Here is a 19,855-nt window from a genome sequence, read left to right on the forward strand (position 1 = left end):
CTGCCTTCAGCCTAGCCATCCGGCCCGGCTTTCCCCTGTCCTTCAGCGACCGGCGAAGCGGTTGACCCGCTGCACCGAATCCGGGTGCGCGGCCAGGGCCGAGATGCTTCTCGTTTCCGCGGCCAGATGTGCCGCGTAGCCGGTGGACATCCCCGCCCGGAGCAACGCCTTCGTCGGCCCCAGGGTCTGGACGGCGCCTTGCAGGAACCCGTCCTCGGCCACGGTGAGCTCGCCTTCGAAGACGGCCGAGGGGGCCGAGGCGTTCGCCAGCCCCCAGTCGACGGCCTCGTTACCCGCAAGCCGGCGTCCGCCCAGGGTCAGATCCACGGCGCGCTGGTGGCCCACGGTCGCGGGCAGCAGATAGGAGACCCCCGTGTCGGGGCTGAATCCAATGCCCGCGTAGGCGGCCATCAGCGTCGCTTCCTCCGCCACCAGGACCCAATCGGCGTTGAGCACCAGCCCCAGGCCGGCCCCCGCGGCCACCCCGTTGACCCCGGCGAGCACCAGGAGCCGGGAATGAACCAGGGCCAGCGCCAACTCGTGGGCCGCCTCGGCCAACGCGGCGATGAAGGCGGAGCGTTCGGCGGGCGGGGATCCCGCCATGTTCCCCACGTCCCCTCCCCCGCAGAAGAACCGTCCGGTCCCGGTCAGGGTGAGCACGTACACCTCGGGGTCGGCCTCGGCGGCACGAACGGCGGCCAGCAGTTGGCGGGCCAGGGCCAGGTCCAGGACGTTTCCGCCCTCCGGCCGTTGCAGGACCAGCCGCACGACCCCGGGACGGCGTTCGATGCCGATCACCGGCTGCTCCGGCCCGGCAGTCCCGGCGCTCACTGCCCGGTGCTCCGTTCCGCGCGCAGCTCGCGTTTGAGGAGTTTGCCCGACTGGTTCCGGGGCAGCTCGGCGACGAAGTCCACCCGTTTGGGCACCTTGTAATCGGCGATCCGGCCCTTCACATGCGCGCGGACCCCCTCGGCCGTCAGGGAAGCACCTTCCTTGAGGACGACGACGGCGGTGATGGCCTCGATCCAGCGCTCATCGGCAACCCCGACGACGGCGACTTCGGCTACTTCGGGCAGTTCGTAGATGCAGTCCTCGACTTCCCGTGGAGGCACGAGCACTCCCCCGGTGTTGATGACGTCCTTGATCCGGTCCACGACCTGGATGTAGCCCTGCGCATCCCGGGTGACCTGGTCCCCCGAACGGAACCAGCCGTCAACGAAGGCCTCTTCGGTGGCCTCCTGCTTATTCCAGTAGCCGGTCATCAGTTGGGGTGACCTGTACTGGATCTCCCCGGGCTCGCCGGGGGCGGCGATCTCCCCGTCGGCGGTCACGACACGGGCCTCGACGTTGTAGACCGGCACACCGCAGGAGGCGGGCCGGGCCTCGTGGTCCTCGGGGCGCAGGACGGTGCATAGCGGGCCCAGCTCGGATTGGCCGAAGCAGTTGTAGAAACCGATCCGTGGATACCGCGAGCGCAGTCGCGCCAGCACGGTCACCGGCATGATGGAGGCCCCGTACTGGGCCTTGGCCAAGGACGACAGGTCCCGGGTCTCCATCTCCGGATGGTTGCTCAAGGGCACCCATACGGTGGGCGCCAGGAACAACGAGCCGATGTGTTCCTCCTCCACCAGGCGCAGGATCTGCCCGACCTCCGGACGCGCGATCAACCGGATGGTGGCTCCGAGGGAAAGATAGGGCAGCAGGAAGACGTGCATCGCCGCCGAGTGGTAGAGCGGCATCGCCACCAGGGGGCGGTCCTCGGCGGTGAAGTCCAGGGCGATGACCGAGGAGACGTATTCGGCGACCAGGGCCTCGTGGGTCATCATCGCGCCCTTGGGGGCGGAGGTGGTTCCCGAGGTGTACAGCAGTTGCACGACGTCGCCTCCCGCCACCTCCACCTCGACGGGCGTGGAATCGGCCCCGGGGTCCATCGCGGTCGCCAGGACGGACCCCCCGCCGTCGTCCTGCGTGGGAAGCATCGGCCACACCTCGGTGGCCTCCGCCGCCCTGCCGGCGCTGCGCACCTGGTCCACCAGCGGCAGCAGGGCGGGATCGGCGACGACCAGGCCCGCCCCGGAGTCGTCCAGGAGGTATCCGAGTTCATCGCCCTTCAGCGCGAAGTTCACCGGCACATGCACCAGTCCGGTCGCGGCACAGGCCAGATACAGGACGGCATAGGCGTCGGAATTCATCCCGTAGGCGGCGACCCGCGCACCCCGGGGAAGACCGCTGGAGACCAACCGGTGGGCCACGCGGTGGACGGCCAGTTCGAGTTCGGCGTAGGTCCACCGCCGGTCCTCGAAGAGCAGGGCCGTCGCCCCGGGATTGCGTCCCACGGAACGGCGCAGGACCGCACCGATGGTGTTGGCCCTGCCGGGCGTGGTTGGGGTGTTCATGGTGGCATTCCTCCCGCAGGTCGGCCCGGTCACGGACCACGATGTGACTCACCCCACAGGCTAGTCCGGGACTCCGGGCGCCGCCATACCGCCCCGCGGGGCGACGATCCGGTCACGGACGGGGCCCCGAGGGCCGCTGACCAGTGTTTTCCGGTAGGAATCATAAGTAGTATGGTGTGTTACGTCACACGCACTGCATCGTGCAGCCCACCTGCACCACGAGGCAAATAAAGGGAGTACCTACCATGACCAAATCCAAACGTGCCCTCAGGCTGGCACTGGCCACGGCGGGCATCGGCGCCCTGTCGCTCAGTGCCTGCACCGGCCCCGTCGACGATTCCGGGGGCGACAGCAGCGACAGCGGCAAGAAGGTCACCGTCGGGACCACCGACAAGATCGTCTCCCTCGACCCGGCGGGTGCCTACGACAACGGTTCGCTGACCGTGATGACCCAGGTCTACCCGTTCCTGCTCAACTCCAAACCCGGCAGTGCCGATCCGGAACCGGGCATCGCCACCTCGGCGGAGTTCACCTCCCCCAAGGAATTCACCGTCAAGCTCAAGGACGGGCTGAAGTTCGCCAACGGCAACGACCTCACCTCCTCCGACGTGAAGTTCAGCTTCGACCGGGTCGTCTCCATCGACGACCCGCAGGGTCCCGCGGCACTGCTGACCAACCTGGACCACGTCGAGGCCCCCGATGACTCCACCGTCGTGTTCCACCTGAAGGCCGGCAACGACCAGACCTTCCTCGGGGTCCTCACCAGCGCCACCGGTCCGATCGTGGACGAGGAGGTCTTCTCCAAGGACAAGATCACCCCCGACGACGAGATCGTGAAGGGCAAGGCCTTCGCCGGCCAATACGAAATCACGAACTACACCAAGAACGAACTGGTGTCCTATCAGGCCTTCGACGGCTACCAGGGCCTGCTCGGTGAGCCCGAGTCCAAGACCGTGGACTACAAGTACTACACCAGCGCCAACAACCTGAAGCTCGATATCCAGCAGGGCAACATCGACGTCGCCTTCCGCAGCCTGGCGGCGACCGATATCGAGGACCTCGAGAAGGATGACAAGGTCCAGGTCCTCAAGGGCCCCGGCGGCGAGCTGCGCTATGTCGTCTTCAACTTCAACACCATGCCGTTCGGGGCGAAGACCTCGGATGCCGATCCGGATAAGGCCCTGGCCGTCCGGCAGGCCATGGCGGACTCCGTCAACCGGCAGGACATCGCCACGCAGGTCTACAAGGACACCTACACCCCCGTCTACTCCTTCGTCCCCTCCGGCCTGCCCGGCGCGATCGAGCCGCTGAAGGAGATGTACGGTGACGGCGACGGCGGCCCGGATGTCGATCGGGCCAAGAAGCGCCTGAAGGATGCAGGGGTCAAGACCCCGGTGGAACTGAACATCCAGTACAACGCCGACCACTACGGCCCCTCCTCCGGCGAGGAATACGCCATGGTGAAGTCGCAGCTGGAAAAGACCGATCTGTTCAAGGTCAACCTGCAGTCCACCGAATGGGTCCAGTACAACAAGGACCGGACCCAGGATGTCTACCCGATCTACCAGCTCGGCTGGTTCCCGGACTACTCGGATGCGGACAACTACCTGACGCCGTTCTTCGCACCGGGTAACTTCCTGGCGAACCACTACGACAACAAGGAGGTCGCCAAGCTCGTCCAGAAGCAGCAGGTGACCACCGACGAGGATAAGCGTTCCGAGTTGATCGGCGAGATCCAGACCGAGGTCGGCAAGGACCTGTCGACGTTGCCCCTCCTGCAGGGCGCGACGGTGGCCATCGCCGGTGAGGACGTGGACGGGGTCGAGAGCACCCTGGACGCCTCCTATAAGTTCCGGATCGGTGTCATCTCCAAGAAGTAGTACACCGGGTCCATGGGGGCGGGGCGGTCATTCGGACATATGGCCGCCCCGCCCCGCTTGCCGTCCAACGCCGGGATCACTGGATCCGGGCCGCACGAGTATAGGTAGATATGACAGTAGAGAGTGACAAGGTCCCGGCCGGATTCGGTCTGGCGAAGGGGAAGAAACCCCGGAGCCAGAGTCTCGGTCTGGCCCGTTATCTGGTGATCAGGTTCCTGCTGATCATCCCCACCATGTTCATCCTGATCAGCATGGTCTTCTTCCTGATGCGGATCACCGGTGACCCGATCACGGCGGCACTGGGCGGCCGACTCCCCCCGGATCAGCTGGCCGACCGGATCCACGCGGCCGGCTACGACCGTCCCGTCCTCATTCAGTATTTCGACTACCTCGGCGACATCCTGCGCGGCAACTTCGGGACCACGCTCTCGGATAACCGCGAGGTGACCGACATCCTGGCCCAATACGGCACCGCCACCCTGGAACTGGTGATCTACGCACTGATCGTCGCTTTCATCATCGGGGTCCCCTTCGGCATGATTGCCGCCTATAAGCGGGACCGGCTCCCCGACGCATTCCTGCGGCTGTTCGCCATCCTCTGCTACGCCACCCCCGTCTTCTTCGCCGGGCTGCTGCTGAAACTGATCTTCTCCGTCTGGCTCGGGTGGTTCCCGGTCTCCGGCAGAACCGACTATCTGTCCGAACTCTCCGGGCTACGCAACCCCAGCGGCCTCTACCTGTTGGACGCCCTCCGCGCCGGGAACATGACGATCGCCCTGGATGTGCTCAAACACGCGGTTCTTCCGGCCATTGCCCTGGGGCTGCTCATCGGCGGGGTGTTCCTGCGCCTGGTGCGCACCAACCTCATCGGCACCCTGGGCTCCGACTTCGTCGAGGCCGGCAGATCACGCGGTGTCAGCGAATACCGGCTGGTCACCAAACATGCCTATAAGCCGGCACTGATCCCGATCGTCACGGTCATGGGCCTGCAGATCGCCCTGACCCTGGGCGGCGCGATCCTGACCGAAACCACCTTCGGGTGGAAGGGACTGGGCTTCATGCTCGCCGAATACCTCACCGCCCGGGACTTCGTCGCGGTCCAGGGCATCGTCATGCTCATCGCAGTGATCGTGGCGTTGACCAACTTCCTGGTGGACGTCATCGCCGCCTTGATCGACCCGAGAGTGAGGTACTGATCGTGGACACCACCACATCGAAACCCGCCCGGCAGCCGCGCTGGACCCGACTGCCGATCATCTCGCATCTGCGCAAGAGCGTCGGGCTGCAACGCACGATGCTGATCATCGGGCTGATCCTGTCGGGCATCTTGTTCCTGACCGCGATCTTCGCCCCCCTGATCGCCCCCTACGGCTACGCCCAGGCCTCCGCCGACGGCGCCAACTTCGGCGCGCAGATGGCCCCCAGCGCCGCCCATATCTGGGGGACCACCGTCGGGGGATACGACGTCTTCTCCCGCGTGATCTGGGGCGCCCAGACCGCGGCACTGGTCATCGTCCTCGGAGTGCTCATGTCGATCTTCGCCGGGGTGATCCTGGGGCTGGTCTCCGGCTACCTCGGTGGCTGGGTCGACCGGCTGCTGGTGGTCATCGCCGATGCCATCTACGCCTTCCCCGCATTGCTGCTGGCCATCGTGATGTCGATCGTCATCAGCGGCGGCCAGTCCAACCTCTTCGGGGGGATCATGGCCGCGGCGATCTCGATCACCGTGGTCTTCATCCCGCAGTACTTCCGGGTCGCCCGCGCCGAAACCATCCGGCTCAAGGCCGAACCGTTCGTGGAGTCCGCGAAGGTGATCGGCACCTCGAACCTGCGCATCATCTCCCGGCACGTCTTCCCCAACGCCACCCGGACGATGCCGTTGATCTTCACCCTCAACGCGGCGGAATCGATCCTGACCCTGGCCGGGCTGGGCTTCCTGGGCTTCGGCATCGAACCCTCATCGGCCGCGGAATGGGGCTACGACCTGAACAAGGCCCTCGCCGATGCCACCAGTGGCATCTGGTGGACCGGGCTCTTCCCGGGCCTCGCGATCGTCCTGACCGTGCTGGGCCTGACCCTGGTGGGCGAGTCCATGAACGACCTGAACGATCCGCGGCTGCGCGGCCGGCGTCGCGCCGGCAGGAAGAAGCGCGGCGGACCCGACATGCCCGCCGACGCCTATGTCAATGGAACCGGACTGGAGGTCACCAAATGAGTCACGAACGTGAACCCGGGCAGGACCCGAACACCGCCTCCCCGGACGACGGCAAACCCGTCCTGTCCATCTCGGGACTGGAGGTGACCTTCGCGACCGATGGTGGCGATGTGCACGCGGTCAACGACGTGAACCTGGACGTACGTCCCGGGGAGGTCGTGGCGATCGTCGGCGAATCCGGCTCGGGCAAGACGGTCACGGCCAAGACCATCCTGGGACTGTTGCCGGAAACGGCGACCAGTGCCGGGGTGGTCCTGGTCAATGGTTCCGATGTCCTCTCCGTCAGCGCCAGCCAATTGCGGGACCTGCGGGGCCGCGATGTCGCCATGGTGTTCCAGGAACCCTCCACCGCACTGAATCCGGTCCACACCGTCGGCTGGCAGATCATCGAGGGGATCCGCGCCCATGCGGGCTCCGGACACCGGATCAGCCGCAAGGAGGCCAAGGCCCGGGCCATCGAGGCCTTGGCCAAGGTGGGCATCCCGGATCCGGGGCACCGGGTGGATTTCTATCCGCACCAGTTCTCCGGCGGGCAGAAGCAGCGGGTCGTCATTGCCGCGGCGCTGGCCCTGAATCCCGGGCTCATCGTGGCGGACGAGCCGACCACCGCCCTGGACGTCACCGTCCAGGCCGAGATCCTCGAACTGCTCCGCGAGCTGCAGCGCAAGGACGGGACCTCGATCGTGCTGATCACCCACAACATGGGTGTCGTCGCGGATCTGGCGGACCGGGTCGTGGTGATGTATCGCGGCGATGTCGTCGAGGAGGCCCCCGTGGCCGACTTGTTCGCCCACCCGCAGCAGGACTACACCAAGGAACTCCTGGCCGCCGTCCCCCACCTGGGGCGGAACTCCGCCTCGGCCGGACTGGAGGAGCGGGCCCACTCCGAGGCCGAGGTCCTGGTGCGCGCCACGGATCTGGAGGTCGAATTCCCCGGAGGGATCGGCAAATCCGCGTTCCGCGCCGTGGGTGGGGTCTCCTTCCAGATCTCCGCCGGGGAGGTCTATGGGCTGGTGGGCGAATCCGGATCGGGCAAGACGACGATCGGACGGTCCATCGCGGGGCTGAACAAGATCACCGGGGGCAGCCTCAACGTCCTCGGCTACGAGATGCTCGACTTCCGCGAACGGACCTTCAAACCGCTGCGCAAGGACATCGGTTTCGTCTTCCAGGATCCGGGGGCTTCGTTCAACCCGCATCTGACCATCGGCGAATGCGTGGCCGAACCCTTATGGGTCCACCAGGATCCCACGGCCTCCGGCGCCCGGGACCGGGTCCGGGACCTGATGGACGCGGTCCAGCTGCCCGGCCGGTTCGTGGACCGCTACCCCCACGAGCTCTCGGGCGGGCAGCGGCAGCGGGCCAGCCTTGCCCGGGGCCTGGCGCTGAACCCGAAGCTGCTGATCGCCGACGAACCCACCAGCGCCCTGGACGTATCCGTCCAGGCAGCGGTGCTGGACCTGTTCAAGGAGATCCAGACGGAGTACGGATTCGCGGCGTTGTTCATCAGCCACGACCTCGCGGTCGTGGACATGCTCGCCGATTGGGTCGGGGTCCTCTACCGCGGCAAACTGGTCGAGGAGGGCATCGGCAGCCAGATCATGGGAAGCCCACGCCACGACTACACGCGGCGTCTGATCGCCTCGCTGCCGGTCCCGGATCCGGCCGAGCAGGCCCGGCGTCGTGCCGCCAACCGCGAACTGCTCACCGACTAGGGTCCGGCCCGGCTGGTCCGGTGGCGGTGGCGGCCCCGCCGTCGTCGCCGGACCAGCGGCCGGGCCGCCGGTGGTTCCGGCGCTATCCCTGCGCCACCGACGGGATGCGTCCGCCGACCAGCACCATATCGACCTGCCGGTCGGAGAGCTTATGGCGCAGGGTGACCTCCCGGCCGCCCAACGTCGCCGCCACCTCGTTGCCTGCCTTCAGCTGGTCCCGTAGCCCGTTGATGACCAGCCGCTGCCCCGTGGTCCCGGCGTCGTAATCGGCGGCGTCGGTGAATTCCAGGGCAAGGATCCCGAAGTTGGCCAGGTTCTGCCAGTGGATGCGGGCGAAGGACTTGGCGACGGCCACCCGCAATCCGAGGTAGCGCGGGGCGATGACCGCGTGTTCGCGCGAGGATCCCTGCCCGTAGTTCTCCCCGGCGATGACCGCATGGCCGCCTTCATGCTCCCGGGCCTGGTCCGGATAGCTGGTGTCGATGCGGGAGAAGGAGAACTCGGCGATCTTCGGGATGTTGCTGCGGAAGGGCAGCACCCTGGATCCGGCGGGCATGATCTCGTCGGTGGAGACGTTGTCGGCCATCTGCAACAGGATCGGCAGATCCAGATCATCGGCGATGGCATCGAAATCGGGGAGGCTGGAGATATTCGATCCCTTCACCAATTCGACCTCGGCTGCCTCCTTCGGCGGGAGCGGTTCCTGGAGCATATCGGTGTTCTGGCTGAACGTCTTCGGCATTTCCGGGCGGGGGTAGGCCAGCTCCAGGGTGCGGCCGAGTTCACGCGGGTCGGTGATCCTGCCGGTCAGTGCCGCCGCCGCGGCGGTCTCCGGGGAACACAACCACACCGCATCCTCCTCGGTTCCGGAGCGTCCGGGGAAGTTCCGGGGCATGGTGCGCAGACTGTTCCGGCCGGTGGCCGGGGCCTGGCCCATGCCGATGCAGCCCATGCAGCCCGACTGGTGGATCCGGGCTCCTGCCCCGACCATCTGGGTCAGCCAGCCGCCGCCGATCAGATCGGCCAGGACCTCGCGGGACGTGGGGTTCACGTCCACCGAGACCTGCTCGCAGGCCTGCCGGCCCGCAAGGATTTCGGCGAACACGGCGAAATCGCGCAGACCGGGGTTCGCCGAGGAGCCCACGACCACCTGGAACACGTCCTCGCCGGCGGCCTCCGCCACGGTGACCACGTTGCCGGGCGAGGAGGGTTTGGCGATGAGCGGTTCCAGCTCGGAGAGGTTGATGGAGTCCGTCCGGTCGTAGCCCGCTCCCGGGTCGGCCAGCAGCTCCTGGAACTCGTCCTCCCGCCCCACGGCCGCCAGATATTCGCGGACCGCCTCATCGGCGGGGAAGACGGTGGTCGTGGCCCCGAGTTCGGCGCCCATGTTCGCGATGACGTGGCGGTCCATGGCGGTCAGGCCCGCCAGGCCCGGGCCGTGGTATTCGATGATCCGCCCGACGCCGCCCTTCACTCCGTGGCGGCGCAGCATCTCCAGGATCACGTCCTTCGCCGAGACCCAGTCGGGCAGTTCCCCGGTCAGTTCGATGCCCCAGATCTCCGGCATCGCCACATAGAGCGGTTCCCCGGCCATGGCCATGGCCACTTCCAGGCCCCCGACGCCGATGGCCAGCATCCCGATGGCTCCGGCGGAACAGGTGTGGGAGTCGGAACCGACCATGGTGGCCCCGGGTTTGCCGAAGCGTGATTGGTGGACCGGGTGGGAGACGCCGTTGCCGGCCTTGGAGAACCACAATCCGAACCGCTCGGCCGCCGATTGCAGGAAGAGGTGGTCCTCGGGGTTCTTTTCATCGGTCTGCAACAGGTTGTGGTCGACGTATTGGGCTGAAAGTTCGGTTTTGACCCGATCCAGCCCCATGGCTTCCAGTTCCAGCATGACCATCGTCCCGGTGGCGTCCTGGGTCAACGTCTGGTCGATGGAGATGCCGACTTCGGCCCCCGGGGTCATCTCCCCGTCTACCAGATGCGATGAGATCAGCTTCTGGGCGACATTGCGCGCTGGGCTGCTGGTGCTCTGCTTGGCCATGGTGGGCTCCCTCCGGTTGACTATCCGCCACCGGCCCGGCAGCGGACCTACTGCCCATGGTAAGCACGAATGCACGGCCGCGACAGGAACCGGTTTCCGGGCAGACAAAAGCGGCCCCGACATTCTCGATGTCGAGGCCGCTTCTGCATCCGCGGAGGATGGGGGATTTGAACCCCCGAGGGCGTGAACCCAACACGCGTTCCAGGCGTGCGCCATAGGCCGCTAGGCGAATCCTCCAGATTGCCCAAAAGAGCAGGCTCCAGACTACCGGAAGAATCGCCACAGGCCGAATCGGGGTACCGGCCCCTGCCGCGCCGGCCCCTCCACGGTCATCCGGCGGGATGACCACGGCAGGCGGCAATGGGGCCCACGGCCCGATCCGCGGGCCCGGGGACGCTCCATAGCGTGGGGAGCATGAAATCCACACCGATCTCCACCACCCGGCTCCTCGGAGCCACCGCAGGCCTCGGCGTCGTCCTCTGTGCAGCTACCGGCTGCAGCGACCTCTCCTCGATGGGCGGCGACCGATACGACAAAGCCGAGAGCTACGAATTCACCAACCTCCAGGAGCCCTCCGCCGAGCAGGTCCTGCCCTCGTGGGTCCCGGAGCAGGCTTCGGCCATCCAGGAGGAACAGCGCACCACCGGTCATGAACGCCTCATCGTCATGGACGTCCCCGACACCACCCTGCCGGAATCCTGCCTCGGGCTGAAGACCCCCGGATCGCCGACGGCCAGCGAGATCGAAGGCGGTCTGGTCCGGGAGGGGCGTTCGAAGGCCGAGGCCGCCGACGACGCCGACGCGCTGCACCGCAGCCCCCTGTTGGAGGTCGACTGGTGGCCGGCAGGACAAGAGCAGGAGACGACGCACCTCTGCGGGAAGTGGTGGGTCTCCTTCGACGGCGGGCACCTCTACGCCTACTCCCCCGAAACCCGGGTCGTGGCCGACGCAGTGAAGTCCGAGCGCGACGGGGAGGGCTGATCCCGGCTCGGGTCGCAGCCGTTTTCAGGTACACTATTTGTCGGCCCCTCATGTGGTGTCATCCCGTCGAACTCCCCCAGGACCGGAAGGTAGCAAGGGTAGGTGGGCTCTGGCAGGTGCATGAGGGGTCTTTACTTTTCCCACCGCCGCGCGTTGAGGAGGCCACCATGGGTGCCGGCCGTTACGCCCCCAGCCCCTCGGGTGAACTGCATGTGGGGAACCTGCGCACCGCCGTGCTCGCGTGGCTCTTCGCCCGCTCCACCGGCCGGGACTTCCTGCTGCGGGTGGAGGACCTGGACCGTGCCCGGGCCGGCGCCGAGGAACTCCAGTTGGCCGATCTGCGCGCCATCGGCATCGACTGGGACGGCCCCGCGGTCCGCCAAAGCGAACGCCCCGAGGGCTACCGTGCGGCCATCGACGCCCTGGAGGCGGCCGGTCTGCTCTATGAATGCTTCTGCACCCGCCGCGATATCGCCGAGGCCCCCTCGGCCCCCCATGCCGCCCCCGGGGCCTATCCGGGCACCTGCCGCGGGTTGGGCCGGGCCGAACGGGCCAGCCGCCGGGCCACGCGTCCGGCGGCGCTGCGGTTGCGCACCGACGTCGTGCAGTTCACCATCACCGATGTCCTGCACGGGGAATACACCGGGGTCGTGGATGACTTCGTCGTCGTCCGCAACGACGGGGTCCCCGCCTACAACCTCGCCGTCGTGGTCGACGACGCCCTGCAGGGGATCGATCAGGTGGTCCGCGGTGACGATCTGTTGCCCTCCACCCCACGGCAGGGGTACCTGGCCACCCTGCTATCCGGGCTGGCCGGAGACTTCCACGGCACGGAACTGCCGGAGTACGGGCACGTGCCGCTGGTCCTGAACGACCAGGGCCGACGCCTGGCCAAACGGGACGGTTCGGTCACGTTGGCGCAGCTGGACCACGACGGCGTCCCCCCGCCCCGGGTGCGGTCCCTGCTGTTGGAATCGTTGGGGCTTCCCGGTGGTCCGCTGGCCGCCGCGCTGGACTCCTTCGACCCCGCCGGCCTTCCCCTCGAACCGTGGGTGTTCGGCGGGTTCACCGCGGACACCTCGGGGATGCAATGAGCCCGGCGGAACGGATAGGCTTCGACTCGTGAGTACAGCCCTTTACCGTCGTTACCGTCCGGACGCCTTCGCGGACGTGATCGGGCAGGAGCATGTCACCACCCCGTTGATGGCTGCCCTGTCGAAGAACCGGGTGAACCATGCCTACCTCTTCTCGGGTCCGCGTGGTTGCGGCAAGACCACCTCGGCCAGGATCCTGGCCCGTTGCCTGAACTGCGCCCAGGGTCCGACGGCGGATCCCTGCGGCACCTGCGACAGCTGCCTGGAGTTGGCCACCGGCGGATCCGGTTCACTCGATGTCATCGAAATCGATGCCGCCTCCCACGGCGGCGTCGACGACGCCCGCGACCTGCGCGAACGGGCCACCTTCGCCCCGGTCCGCGACCGGTACAAGATCTTCATCATCGACGAGGCCCATATGGTGACCTCGGCCGGCTTCAACGCGCTGCTCAAGATCGTCGAGGAGCCGCCGGAGCACATCAAATTCATCTTCGCGACCACCGAACCGGACAAGGTCATCGGGACCATCAAATCCCGCACGCACCATTACCCGTTCCGGCTCGTCCCGCCCGAACCCCTGATGGCCTACCTCGAGCGGCTCTGCGCCCAGGAGGAGATGCCCGTGGCCCCCGGGGTGCTCTCGCTGGTCATTCGGGCCGGCGGCGGTTCGGTGCGCGATTCCCTCTCGGTGCTGGACCAGCTGATGGCCGGCGCCGGGGTCGAGGGGCTGGACTACGAACTGGCCGTGTCCCTGCTCGGGTACACCCATGCCACCTTGCTGGACGACGTCGTGGACGCCATGGCCGCCCAGGACGCGGCGACCGTCTTCTCGGCGGTGGACCGGGTCATCCAGACCGGGCATGATCCACGCCGTTTCGTCGAGGACCTGCTCGAGCGCTTCCGTGACCTGATCATCGTCAAGGCGATGCCCGAAGACGCCTCCCACGTCATCCGCGGGTTGCCCGAGGACCAGTTGCACCGCATGACCCAGCAGGCCACACTGCTGGGCCATGCCGAACTCAGCCGCAGCGCCGACGTCACCAACCAGGCCCTGACCGAGATGACCGGGGCCACCAGCCCGCGGTTGCACCTCGAACTGCTGTGCGCCCGGCTGCTGCTGCCGGCCTCGGATGCCACCGAGCGCGGCGTCAATGCCCGGGTGGACCGGATCGAACGCCGCCTCAGCTACGCCGGGGACGTTCCCGAGGTCCCGGCCGGCCAGCCAGCGGCCGACGCCCCGGCCCCCGATGCCGGCACGCCCCGGGCCGCCACGGGTTTCGAGTTCACACCCGGCCCCCAGGGGGCGGCCGCGGCCCGCGAAGCATTGCGGGCCGCCCGCGGCAAGGACCAGCCGGCCACCCCCGAGCCCCAGCAACCCGCCGCTGCCCAGGCCGCTCCCCAGGCCGTGGAGCCGACCCCCACCGTCGCCTCCACGCCGGCGGCCACCGAACCGCACGGCGCGGCACCGCGCCCCACCGAACCGGCAGCCACCCCGCCGCCGGCCGAGCCCCAAACCGCTGCCCCGGCACCGGACGCCCCGGCGGCAGCCACCGAATCCACCACCACGCCGCAGGAGTCTGCGGCCGACTGGGGTGCCTGGGGTCCCGTCGACGAGCAACCATCACCGCCTGCCGAGGCGCCACCCGCCGGGCCCACAACTGCTGCCCCGCCCTCCGCGGCCCCGGAACAGCACGTACCCGCCTCCTCCGGGGCTCCGGAAGAACCCCCGGCGCCGGTCAACGAACCGGCAGCCGCGCAGGAACCTGCCACTGAAGAACCAGCCGCCGAGGAACCCGCCGCCGGAGGCGCGGCCGGCACGGTGGAGATGTTCCGCCGGGCCTGGCCGGAAATCATGGACGCCTTGCGCCAGGAGAAGAAGTTCGTGTGGATGACGATCCAACCGCACGCCTCGCTGGCCGGATTCGACGGACGGACCTTGACGGTCGCCTTCGCCAACCCGGGACCGATGAAGGCCTTTGCCGCCAAGCAGGAGAACACCGACCTGCTCCGGGGCGCCATCAATCACATCCTGGGTGTCGCACCCGAGATCGTCATCACCGGCGGGGGTTCCGTTCCGGCGGGTGGTTCGGGCCCAAAAGCTGAGCGCCGGCCCGCGCCGGCGTCCCGCGGCCCGGTAGCGACGAACAGCGCTCCGGCAGCACCCACGCCCGCCCGCTCCACGCCCAGCCGGCCCGCGCCCGCGCAGCAGGCACCCCAGGGCCGGGACACCCCCGGCCCGGCATCCGCGGAGCCGGCCCCCGCGGCCCGACCTCCGGCAGCACCTTCTCCCGGGGACAGCAGTCCCCAGGCCCAGGCCCCGGCCGCCTCGGGCCCGGCCGCGGCCTTGCGCCAGCATCGAGCCGCAGCGCCGAGCCCCCGACCTTCACCCGGCGCCCCCTCGCAGACCCCCGATGAGGGGCCCGCGGACTTCGGCCCGGAGCCCGAGGACGACGGCGGCTACGACTGGGGCAGCGACACCGTACCGGTGGCCCCCTGGGACGAGCCCGCCGGACCCGCCGCGCCACCGGCCGACCCCCCGACTCCTCGGGCCACCGCCCCGGAGGGCGAGACCTGGCAGCGTCCGGAGCCGGCCACACCTGCACCTGCGCCCGTCGACGCCGCCCCCTCGGCGACGGCACCGGCACCCCGGGAAGCCGGCGCTCCGGCCGCCCCCGCACCGGCAGCCCCGACACCGGCAGAGTCCCCTGCTCCGGCGGCCCCGGCACCTGCAGGTGCTGCCACGCCCGCGGCCCCCGCCCCCACCGATCCGGTGACACCAGCAGCCCCGGCACCGGCTGGCTTCGGGGCACCAGTGGCCCCGGCTCCCGGGGCCGTCCCCCCGCCTTCGGCCCCTGCCGTGCCCGAACGGGAGGCTCCGCAGCCCGTTTCCGATAAGCCGATGAGCCGGTACCAGCAGCTGTTGAACCAGGCCCGGATGAAGGACCAGTCCGCCCCGTCCGCCCCAGGAATGGCCTCCGGCGGCGGGGCAACACCCCCGGAGCCCCGGACGGACGTAGAATCGACGTACGTTGAGGACATTCCCAGCGACGATGACATCTCCATCGAGGAATCCGGGATGGTCGGCCGTCCGGCGATCGAACGCCTGCTCAACGGCCGCCTGATCGAGGAGCGCAACCACGACGGCACCCCGATCATCTAGGTTCCCCCGGAGCCGTCATCCGACTTTGCAGTGTGAGGTTTCGTGTACGAAGGTGCAGTCCAAGAGCTGATCGACGAGTTCGGTCGGCTGCCCGGCATCGGGCCCAAATCCGCCCAACGCATCGCCTTCCACGTCCTGGAAGCCGATCGGGAGGACATGAACCGGCTCGCTGATGCCATCCGTGCGGTCAAGGACAAGGTGAAGTTCTGCACGGTCTGCTTCAACGTCACCGAATCCGAGACCTGCAGCATCTGTCGTGATCCGCGCCGTGAGGACACCGTGTTGTGCGTGGTCGAGGAGTCCAAGGACGTCATGGCGGTCGAACGCACGCGCTCCTTCCGCGGTCGCTACCACGTGCTCGGCGGCTCCATCAACCCGATCGCGGGGATCGGGCCGGACCAGCTGCACATCCGCGAACTGCTCGGACGGTTGCACGACGACAAGATCACCGAGGTCATCATCGCCACCGACCCGAACCTCGAAGGCGAAGCAACGGCCACCTACCTGGCCCGCATGCTCTCCACCATCGGCATCAAGATTTCCCGTCTGGCCTCCGGGCTTCCCGTGGGCGGGGATCTGGAATACGCCGACGAGGTCACCCTGGGTCGGGCCTTCGAAGGCCGCCGCGTCATGTCCTGACCTGCCCGGTCCCGGCTACCCCCTGGACCGATTGGTCGGTTCCTGCCACGGGGGCCGGATCCCCGGCAGCGGTTCCGGCGCGGCTCGGCATGGGTTTCCTGCATAGGTGCCCGGTGGTACCGGCTCCACCCGTGGAAGCGCTCAGGTCGCGATGGGTCCCAACTGCTGGCCCTTTCCGGGCTGTTCGACGGCGGCCGTGGCCACCGTCGCAGCTGCCCGCCCGGTCAGCCGGTCCAGGGTGTCCCGGAAGTGTTCGCTGAGCTGCTCCACCGCGGCGTCCCCCCGCCCCGAAAGCACCAGCTCCAGACGCTGTCGATGCACCTCCCCCACGTCGGTGCGCACGATATAGCCCCTCGGGTGTCCCAGGCTGGCGATCCGGGTCTCCATGACCAATGACGTCATGTAGTGGGCCATCCGTAGATTCCCGGCGGCCCGTACTGTTTCAAAATGCAAATCCAGGTCCGTGTCCCCGATGGCGCGCGGGGACCCGGGAACCTCCTTCCCGGCTTCCCAATGTTCCAGCCGTTCCAGCAGCGCCATGACGGTAGCCAGGCGCCCCCTTCTGGCATCGCGGCCCGCAAGCCCGGCCAGGGTGCGTAGAGCGGCCCCTTCGATGACCAGACGGGCCGCGTAGAGGGACTCCAGATCGTCGACGCCGACCGTGGCCACCTTCAGCCCCTGTCCCGGGCGGGCGATCAGCAGCCCGTCCTGGACCAGTCGTTGGGCGGATTCACGCAGGGATCCCCTGCTCACGCCCAGTTGTTGGGCAACGATCGACTCATGGAGTTGGCTTCCCGGCAGAAGTAGTCCTTCATAGATCGCATTGCGCAGCTCGGTGGTGATCAGGTCGACCGTGGAAGACCGTTGCACCCGTGCCATGTTCGGTGCCGTTGAGTGGTGCCCCATGGGCATTGGAAGTTCCCTCTCTGCCGCCCTCGGAGTGCGACGACTGGTCCCTGTGAGGGGCATGCCACCGCATTCGCGGGTGTTCGATCGTAACTTAATCGTGATTGTGGAGTACTTCACGGACTTTTTCTTGAGCTGAAGGACCCAAATTCCGCGGGTTTCCGCGGTTTAGGCATCATCGAACCTTGATTGTTGACAATCCAACGTCTGGAAAATCGGATTGTCAATTGACTATTTCATGACTAGCGTGATTCACACCACTCAGTACCAACCGGTCGGGTCCGCCCGACGTCGGTCCGTTCTCCTAGGGGGAGGCTGGACCGTCGCCTTCCGGTCAATGCATCCCTGAAAGAGGTACACCATGATCCGCAGTATCCGTCGCAGGTCCCTGCTGGCCACCGGCGCCGTCCTTGCTTCCGCTTCCCTCGCCCTGAGCGGTTGTGGCGGTTCCACGACCACCGACAGCGAAGCAGGCGGCGAAAGCGGCGCCGTGGAGGCCGGGTCCGGCCACCTGCAGGAGCTGAAGGACCAGGGCTCCATCACCGTTGCCATCGCCGGCGAGGTCCCCTATTCCTATGAAGAGAACGGCAAGCCCACCGGCGCAACCATCGCGCTGGCCGAGAAGATCTTCGGCGACATGGGCATCGACAAGGTCGATTCCAAGCTCGTGGACTGGAATTCACTGATTCCCGGTCTGAAGGCCGGACGCTTCGACGCCGTCAGTGCCGGCATGTCGATCCTGCCCGAGCGTTGCGCCGAGGCCGACTTCGCCGATCCGGAAATCATGTACACCACGGCCGTGATGACCCAGAAGGACAACCCGAAGGGTCTCGACGACCTCGACACGATCAAGTCCAAGATGGACAACGGTGAGAAGGTCAAGCTCGCCGTGCTCGCTGGCGGCATCGAAGCCGGCTACGCGAAGTCGCTGGGTCTGAAGGTCCAGTCCGTTCCCGACGCACAGACGGGCATGGACACCGTGGACAACGGTCGCGCCGATGCCTTCGCCATGACCGCGATCTCGCTGACCACCATGGCCAAGGACAACCCGGATGCCAACATCTCCGTCGGCGACCCGTTCGTCCAGGAGATCGACGGCGTCAAGCAGCTCGGTGCCGGCTCGACCGTCTTCGCCAAGGGCGACGACGAACTGCGCGAGGCCTACAACGAGGGCCTGGCCAAGGTCACCGAATCCGAGGACTCCTACCTGGATGTCGTCGGTGAATTCGGCTTCACGGCAGAGAACCTGCCGCCGAAGGACATGACCACCGAACAGCTCTGTGAGGGTGCTCCCGACGACGAGTAATAGCAACATCTCGCTGCGGCCGGCCTTTCGGTCGGCCGCAGCGCTGCTAGCCCGTCCCCCGCACCAGAAGGAGCCCATCCCTCGTGGACGAGAAATTTGCCGCGATCGGCGAGGCCATGCCCCGCCTGCTCGACGGTCTCGTAGTCACCATTGAGCTGACGATCTTCGGCGCCATCGCCGCCTTCATCCTCGCCGTGATCCTGGGTCTGGCAGCAGCCAGCCCCGCCAAGGGATTCCGCATCCCCGCCCGCGTCGTCATCGAGTTCTTCCGCGGGACCTCCCTCGTGGTCCAGGTCTTCTGGCTCTTCTTCGTCCTGCCTCTGCTGGGCATTGACCTCCACCCGATGCTGGTCGGGGTGATGGCCCTAGGCCTGAACTACGGCGCGTACTCCGCCGAAGTCGTCCGCGGCTCGATCCAGGCAGTACCCACGGGGCAGTGGGAGGCCACCACCGCGCTGAGCCTCGGTCCCATCCAACGCATGCGCCGGATCATCTTCCCCCAGGCCTGGGCCCTGATGATCCCCTCGTTATCCAGCCTGCTGGTCCACCTGATGAAAGGCACCGCCATCGTGGGATTCATCACGTTGGCCGATCTGACCTACCAGCTCGAACAGGTCAAACGCACGGCAGGAACCCTCTTCACCTACGGAGTGGTCGGCATCCTGAGTTACTTCGTCTTCGCCCTGGTCCTCATGTACTTCATGAACGCGCTGGAGCATCAGGCCAAGCACAAGCTCGGCCAGGGCAAGTCGCTCTGGCGGATACTCTCCCCGGCGCCCCCGGCAAGCACCCCGGCAGGAGGTGCCTCATGATTGGCATTTCCGCCGCCTTCGAATGGCACTGGAGCGCTGCCGCGGAAGTCCTGCCCACGCTGCTGACGCAGTTCGTGAAGGTGACCCTGTTGGTCACCGTCCTGGGCACCGTGATCGCCTCGATCCTGGGGCTGGTGATCGCCATGGCGATCCGGGTTCTGCCCCGTCCGCTGTCCGAGGCGGTGAAGTGGATCGCGAACGTCATCCGGATGACCCCGATCATCATCCAGTTGCTCTTCGCCTCCTACGCCTTCCTGTCCTTGGATCTGATCACGATCGGTGTGATCGTCTACGGGATCCACTACGCGACCTACATGTCCGAGGTCTACCGGGCCGGCATTGATTCGGTACCCAAGGGGCAGTGGGAAGCCACCACCGCCCTGTCGATGTCGACGCTACGGACCTGGACCGCGATCATCATCCCGCAGGCCCTGCGCGCGACCATCCCCGCCTTGGGCAACTACGCGATCTCGATGTTCAAGGACACCCCGTATCTGCTGGTCATCGGCGTCGTCGACATGGTCAACGCCGCCAGGATCTACGGTGGTGACACCTACCGGTACACCGAAGCGTTCACCCTGGTGGGCATCATCTTCCTGCTGGCCAGCTACCCGACCTCACTTCTCATTGGCAGATTGGAAACGCGCCTTGCCTACAAAACCTGAGTCAACAGCCACCCAGACGGCAGGTGCCGGCGGCGCTGG

The 19,855-nt window shown here is 67.3% G+C and carries 15 protein-coding genes, 1 tRNA gene and 1 other RNA gene; 12 read left to right on the forward strand and 5 right to left on the reverse strand.

Features of this window, described 5'->3' with window-relative positions:
• Positions 1–42 precede the first annotated feature (42 nt).
• Both ACT3UE_RS08045 and ACT3UE_RS08050 read right to left on the reverse strand, forming a co-directional pair.
• Positions 43–831 carry an enoyl-CoA hydratase/isomerase family protein gene (locus ACT3UE_RS08045; RefSeq protein ID WP_444554544.1) on the reverse strand — a complete coding sequence of 263 codons (789 nt, stop codon included), beginning with the start codon at positions 829–831 and terminating at the stop codon, positions 43–45.
• Entirely contained in the window at positions 828–2,396 is a 1,569-nt protein-coding gene (locus tag ACT3UE_RS08050; RefSeq protein ID WP_444554543.1) for a fatty acyl-CoA synthetase, read from the reverse strand. Before ACT3UE_RS08050 ends, ACT3UE_RS08045 begins: the two co-directional genes overlap by 4 nt.
• A 245-nt stretch (positions 2,397–2,641) precedes the next feature.
• On the opposite strand from ACT3UE_RS08050, the gene ACT3UE_RS08055 reads away from it, so the two are divergent.
• From ACT3UE_RS08055 to ACT3UE_RS08070, 4 genes are all read left to right on the forward strand, one after another.
• Positions 2,642–4,276, forward strand: a complete 1,635-nt coding sequence (locus ACT3UE_RS08055) for an ABC transporter substrate-binding protein (RefSeq protein ID WP_444554542.1) — start codon at positions 2,642–2,644, stop codon at positions 4,274–4,276.
• Between the two features lie 110 nt (positions 4,277–4,386).
• Positions 4,387–5,472: an ABC transporter permease gene (locus ACT3UE_RS08060; RefSeq protein WP_444554541.1), complete on the forward strand. Its 1,086-nt coding sequence runs from the start codon at positions 4,387–4,389 to the stop codon at positions 5,470–5,472.
• A gap of 2 nt (positions 5,473–5,474) precedes the next feature.
• Positions 5,475–6,491, forward strand: coding sequence for an ABC transporter permease (locus ACT3UE_RS08065; RefSeq protein WP_444554540.1), 1,017 nt, complete (start codon positions 5,475–5,477; stop codon positions 6,489–6,491).
• Complete coding sequence (locus ACT3UE_RS08070) at positions 6,488–8,206, forward strand: dipeptide ABC transporter ATP-binding protein (RefSeq protein WP_444554539.1); 1,719 nt, start codon at positions 6,488–6,490, stop codon at positions 8,204–8,206. Before ACT3UE_RS08065 ends, ACT3UE_RS08070 begins: the two co-directional genes overlap by 4 nt.
• An 82-nt stretch (positions 8,207–8,288) precedes the next feature.
• On the opposite strand, the gene ACT3UE_RS08075 is transcribed toward ACT3UE_RS08070, so the two are convergent.
• The gene (locus ACT3UE_RS08075) at positions 8,289–10,253 is read right to left on the reverse strand and encodes an aconitate hydratase (RefSeq protein ID WP_444566507.1); all 1,965 of its coding nucleotides are present in this window, start codon (positions 10,251–10,253) and stop codon (positions 8,289–8,291) included.
• A 152-nt stretch (positions 10,254–10,405) separates the two neighbouring features.
• Positions 10,406–10,490 (reverse strand) — tRNA-Ser (locus ACT3UE_RS08080).
• 177 nt (positions 10,491–10,667) lie between these two features.
• Between ACT3UE_RS08080 and ACT3UE_RS08085 the strand changes: the two genes are divergently transcribed.
• The 5 genes from ACT3UE_RS08085 (at position 10,668) to recR (ending at position 16,127) form a co-directional block, all read left to right on the forward strand.
• Positions 10,668–11,234, forward strand: coding sequence for a hypothetical protein (locus ACT3UE_RS08085; RefSeq protein WP_444561451.1), 567 nt, complete (start codon positions 10,668–10,670; stop codon positions 11,232–11,234).
• A gap of 39 nt (positions 11,235–11,273) precedes the next feature.
• Positions 11,274–11,370, forward strand: an RNA gene (ffs, locus tag ACT3UE_RS08090) — signal recognition particle sRNA small type.
• Between the two features lie 31 nt (positions 11,371–11,401).
• Positions 11,402–12,328, forward strand: coding sequence for a tRNA glutamyl-Q(34) synthetase GluQRS (gluQRS, locus tag ACT3UE_RS08095; RefSeq protein ID WP_444561450.1), 927 nt, complete (start codon positions 11,402–11,404; stop codon positions 12,326–12,328).
• A gap of 28 nt (positions 12,329–12,356) precedes the next feature.
• Entirely contained in the window at positions 12,357–15,488 is a 3,132-nt protein-coding gene (locus ACT3UE_RS08100; RefSeq protein WP_444566508.1) for a DNA polymerase III subunit gamma and tau, read from the forward strand.
• A 42-nt stretch (positions 15,489–15,530) separates the two neighbouring features.
• Positions 15,531–16,127 carry a recombination mediator RecR gene (gene recR / locus ACT3UE_RS08105; RefSeq protein WP_444554535.1) on the forward strand — a complete coding sequence of 199 codons (597 nt, stop codon included), beginning with the start codon at positions 15,531–15,533 and terminating at the stop codon, positions 16,125–16,127.
• A 141-nt stretch (positions 16,128–16,268) separates the two neighbouring features.
• Here the strand turns inward: recR and ACT3UE_RS08110 are convergent, their stop codons facing one another.
• Positions 16,269–17,006 carry a GntR family transcriptional regulator gene (locus ACT3UE_RS08110; protein ID WP_444566509.1) on the reverse strand — a complete coding sequence of 246 codons (738 nt, stop codon included), beginning with the start codon at positions 17,004–17,006 and terminating at the stop codon, positions 16,269–16,271.
• 388 nt (positions 17,007–17,394) lie between these two features.
• On the opposite strand from ACT3UE_RS08110, the gene ehuB reads away from it, so the two are divergent.
• From ehuB to ACT3UE_RS08125, 3 genes are all read left to right on the forward strand, one after another.
• A complete protein-coding gene (gene ehuB, locus ACT3UE_RS08115; protein ID WP_444554533.1) occupies positions 17,395–18,339 on the forward strand; it encodes an ectoine/hydroxyectoine ABC transporter substrate-binding protein EhuB in 945 nt (314 codons plus the stop codon).
• 83 nt (positions 18,340–18,422) lie between these two features.
• Positions 18,423–19,151 carry an ectoine/hydroxyectoine ABC transporter permease subunit EhuC gene (gene ehuC / locus ACT3UE_RS08120; RefSeq protein ID WP_444554532.1) on the forward strand — a complete coding sequence of 243 codons (729 nt, stop codon included), beginning with the start codon at positions 18,423–18,425 and terminating at the stop codon, positions 19,149–19,151.
• Complete coding sequence (locus tag ACT3UE_RS08125; protein ID WP_444566510.1) at positions 19,148–19,816, forward strand: amino acid ABC transporter permease; 669 nt, start codon at positions 19,148–19,150, stop codon at positions 19,814–19,816. Before ehuC ends, ACT3UE_RS08125 begins: the two co-directional genes overlap by 4 nt.
• Positions 19,817–19,855: the final 39 nt, after the last annotated feature.

The sequence above is a fragment of the Arthrobacter sp. 179 genome (assembly GCF_052379645.1).
GTDB lineage: Bacteria > Actinomycetota > Actinomycetes > Actinomycetales > Micrococcaceae > Arthrobacter_H.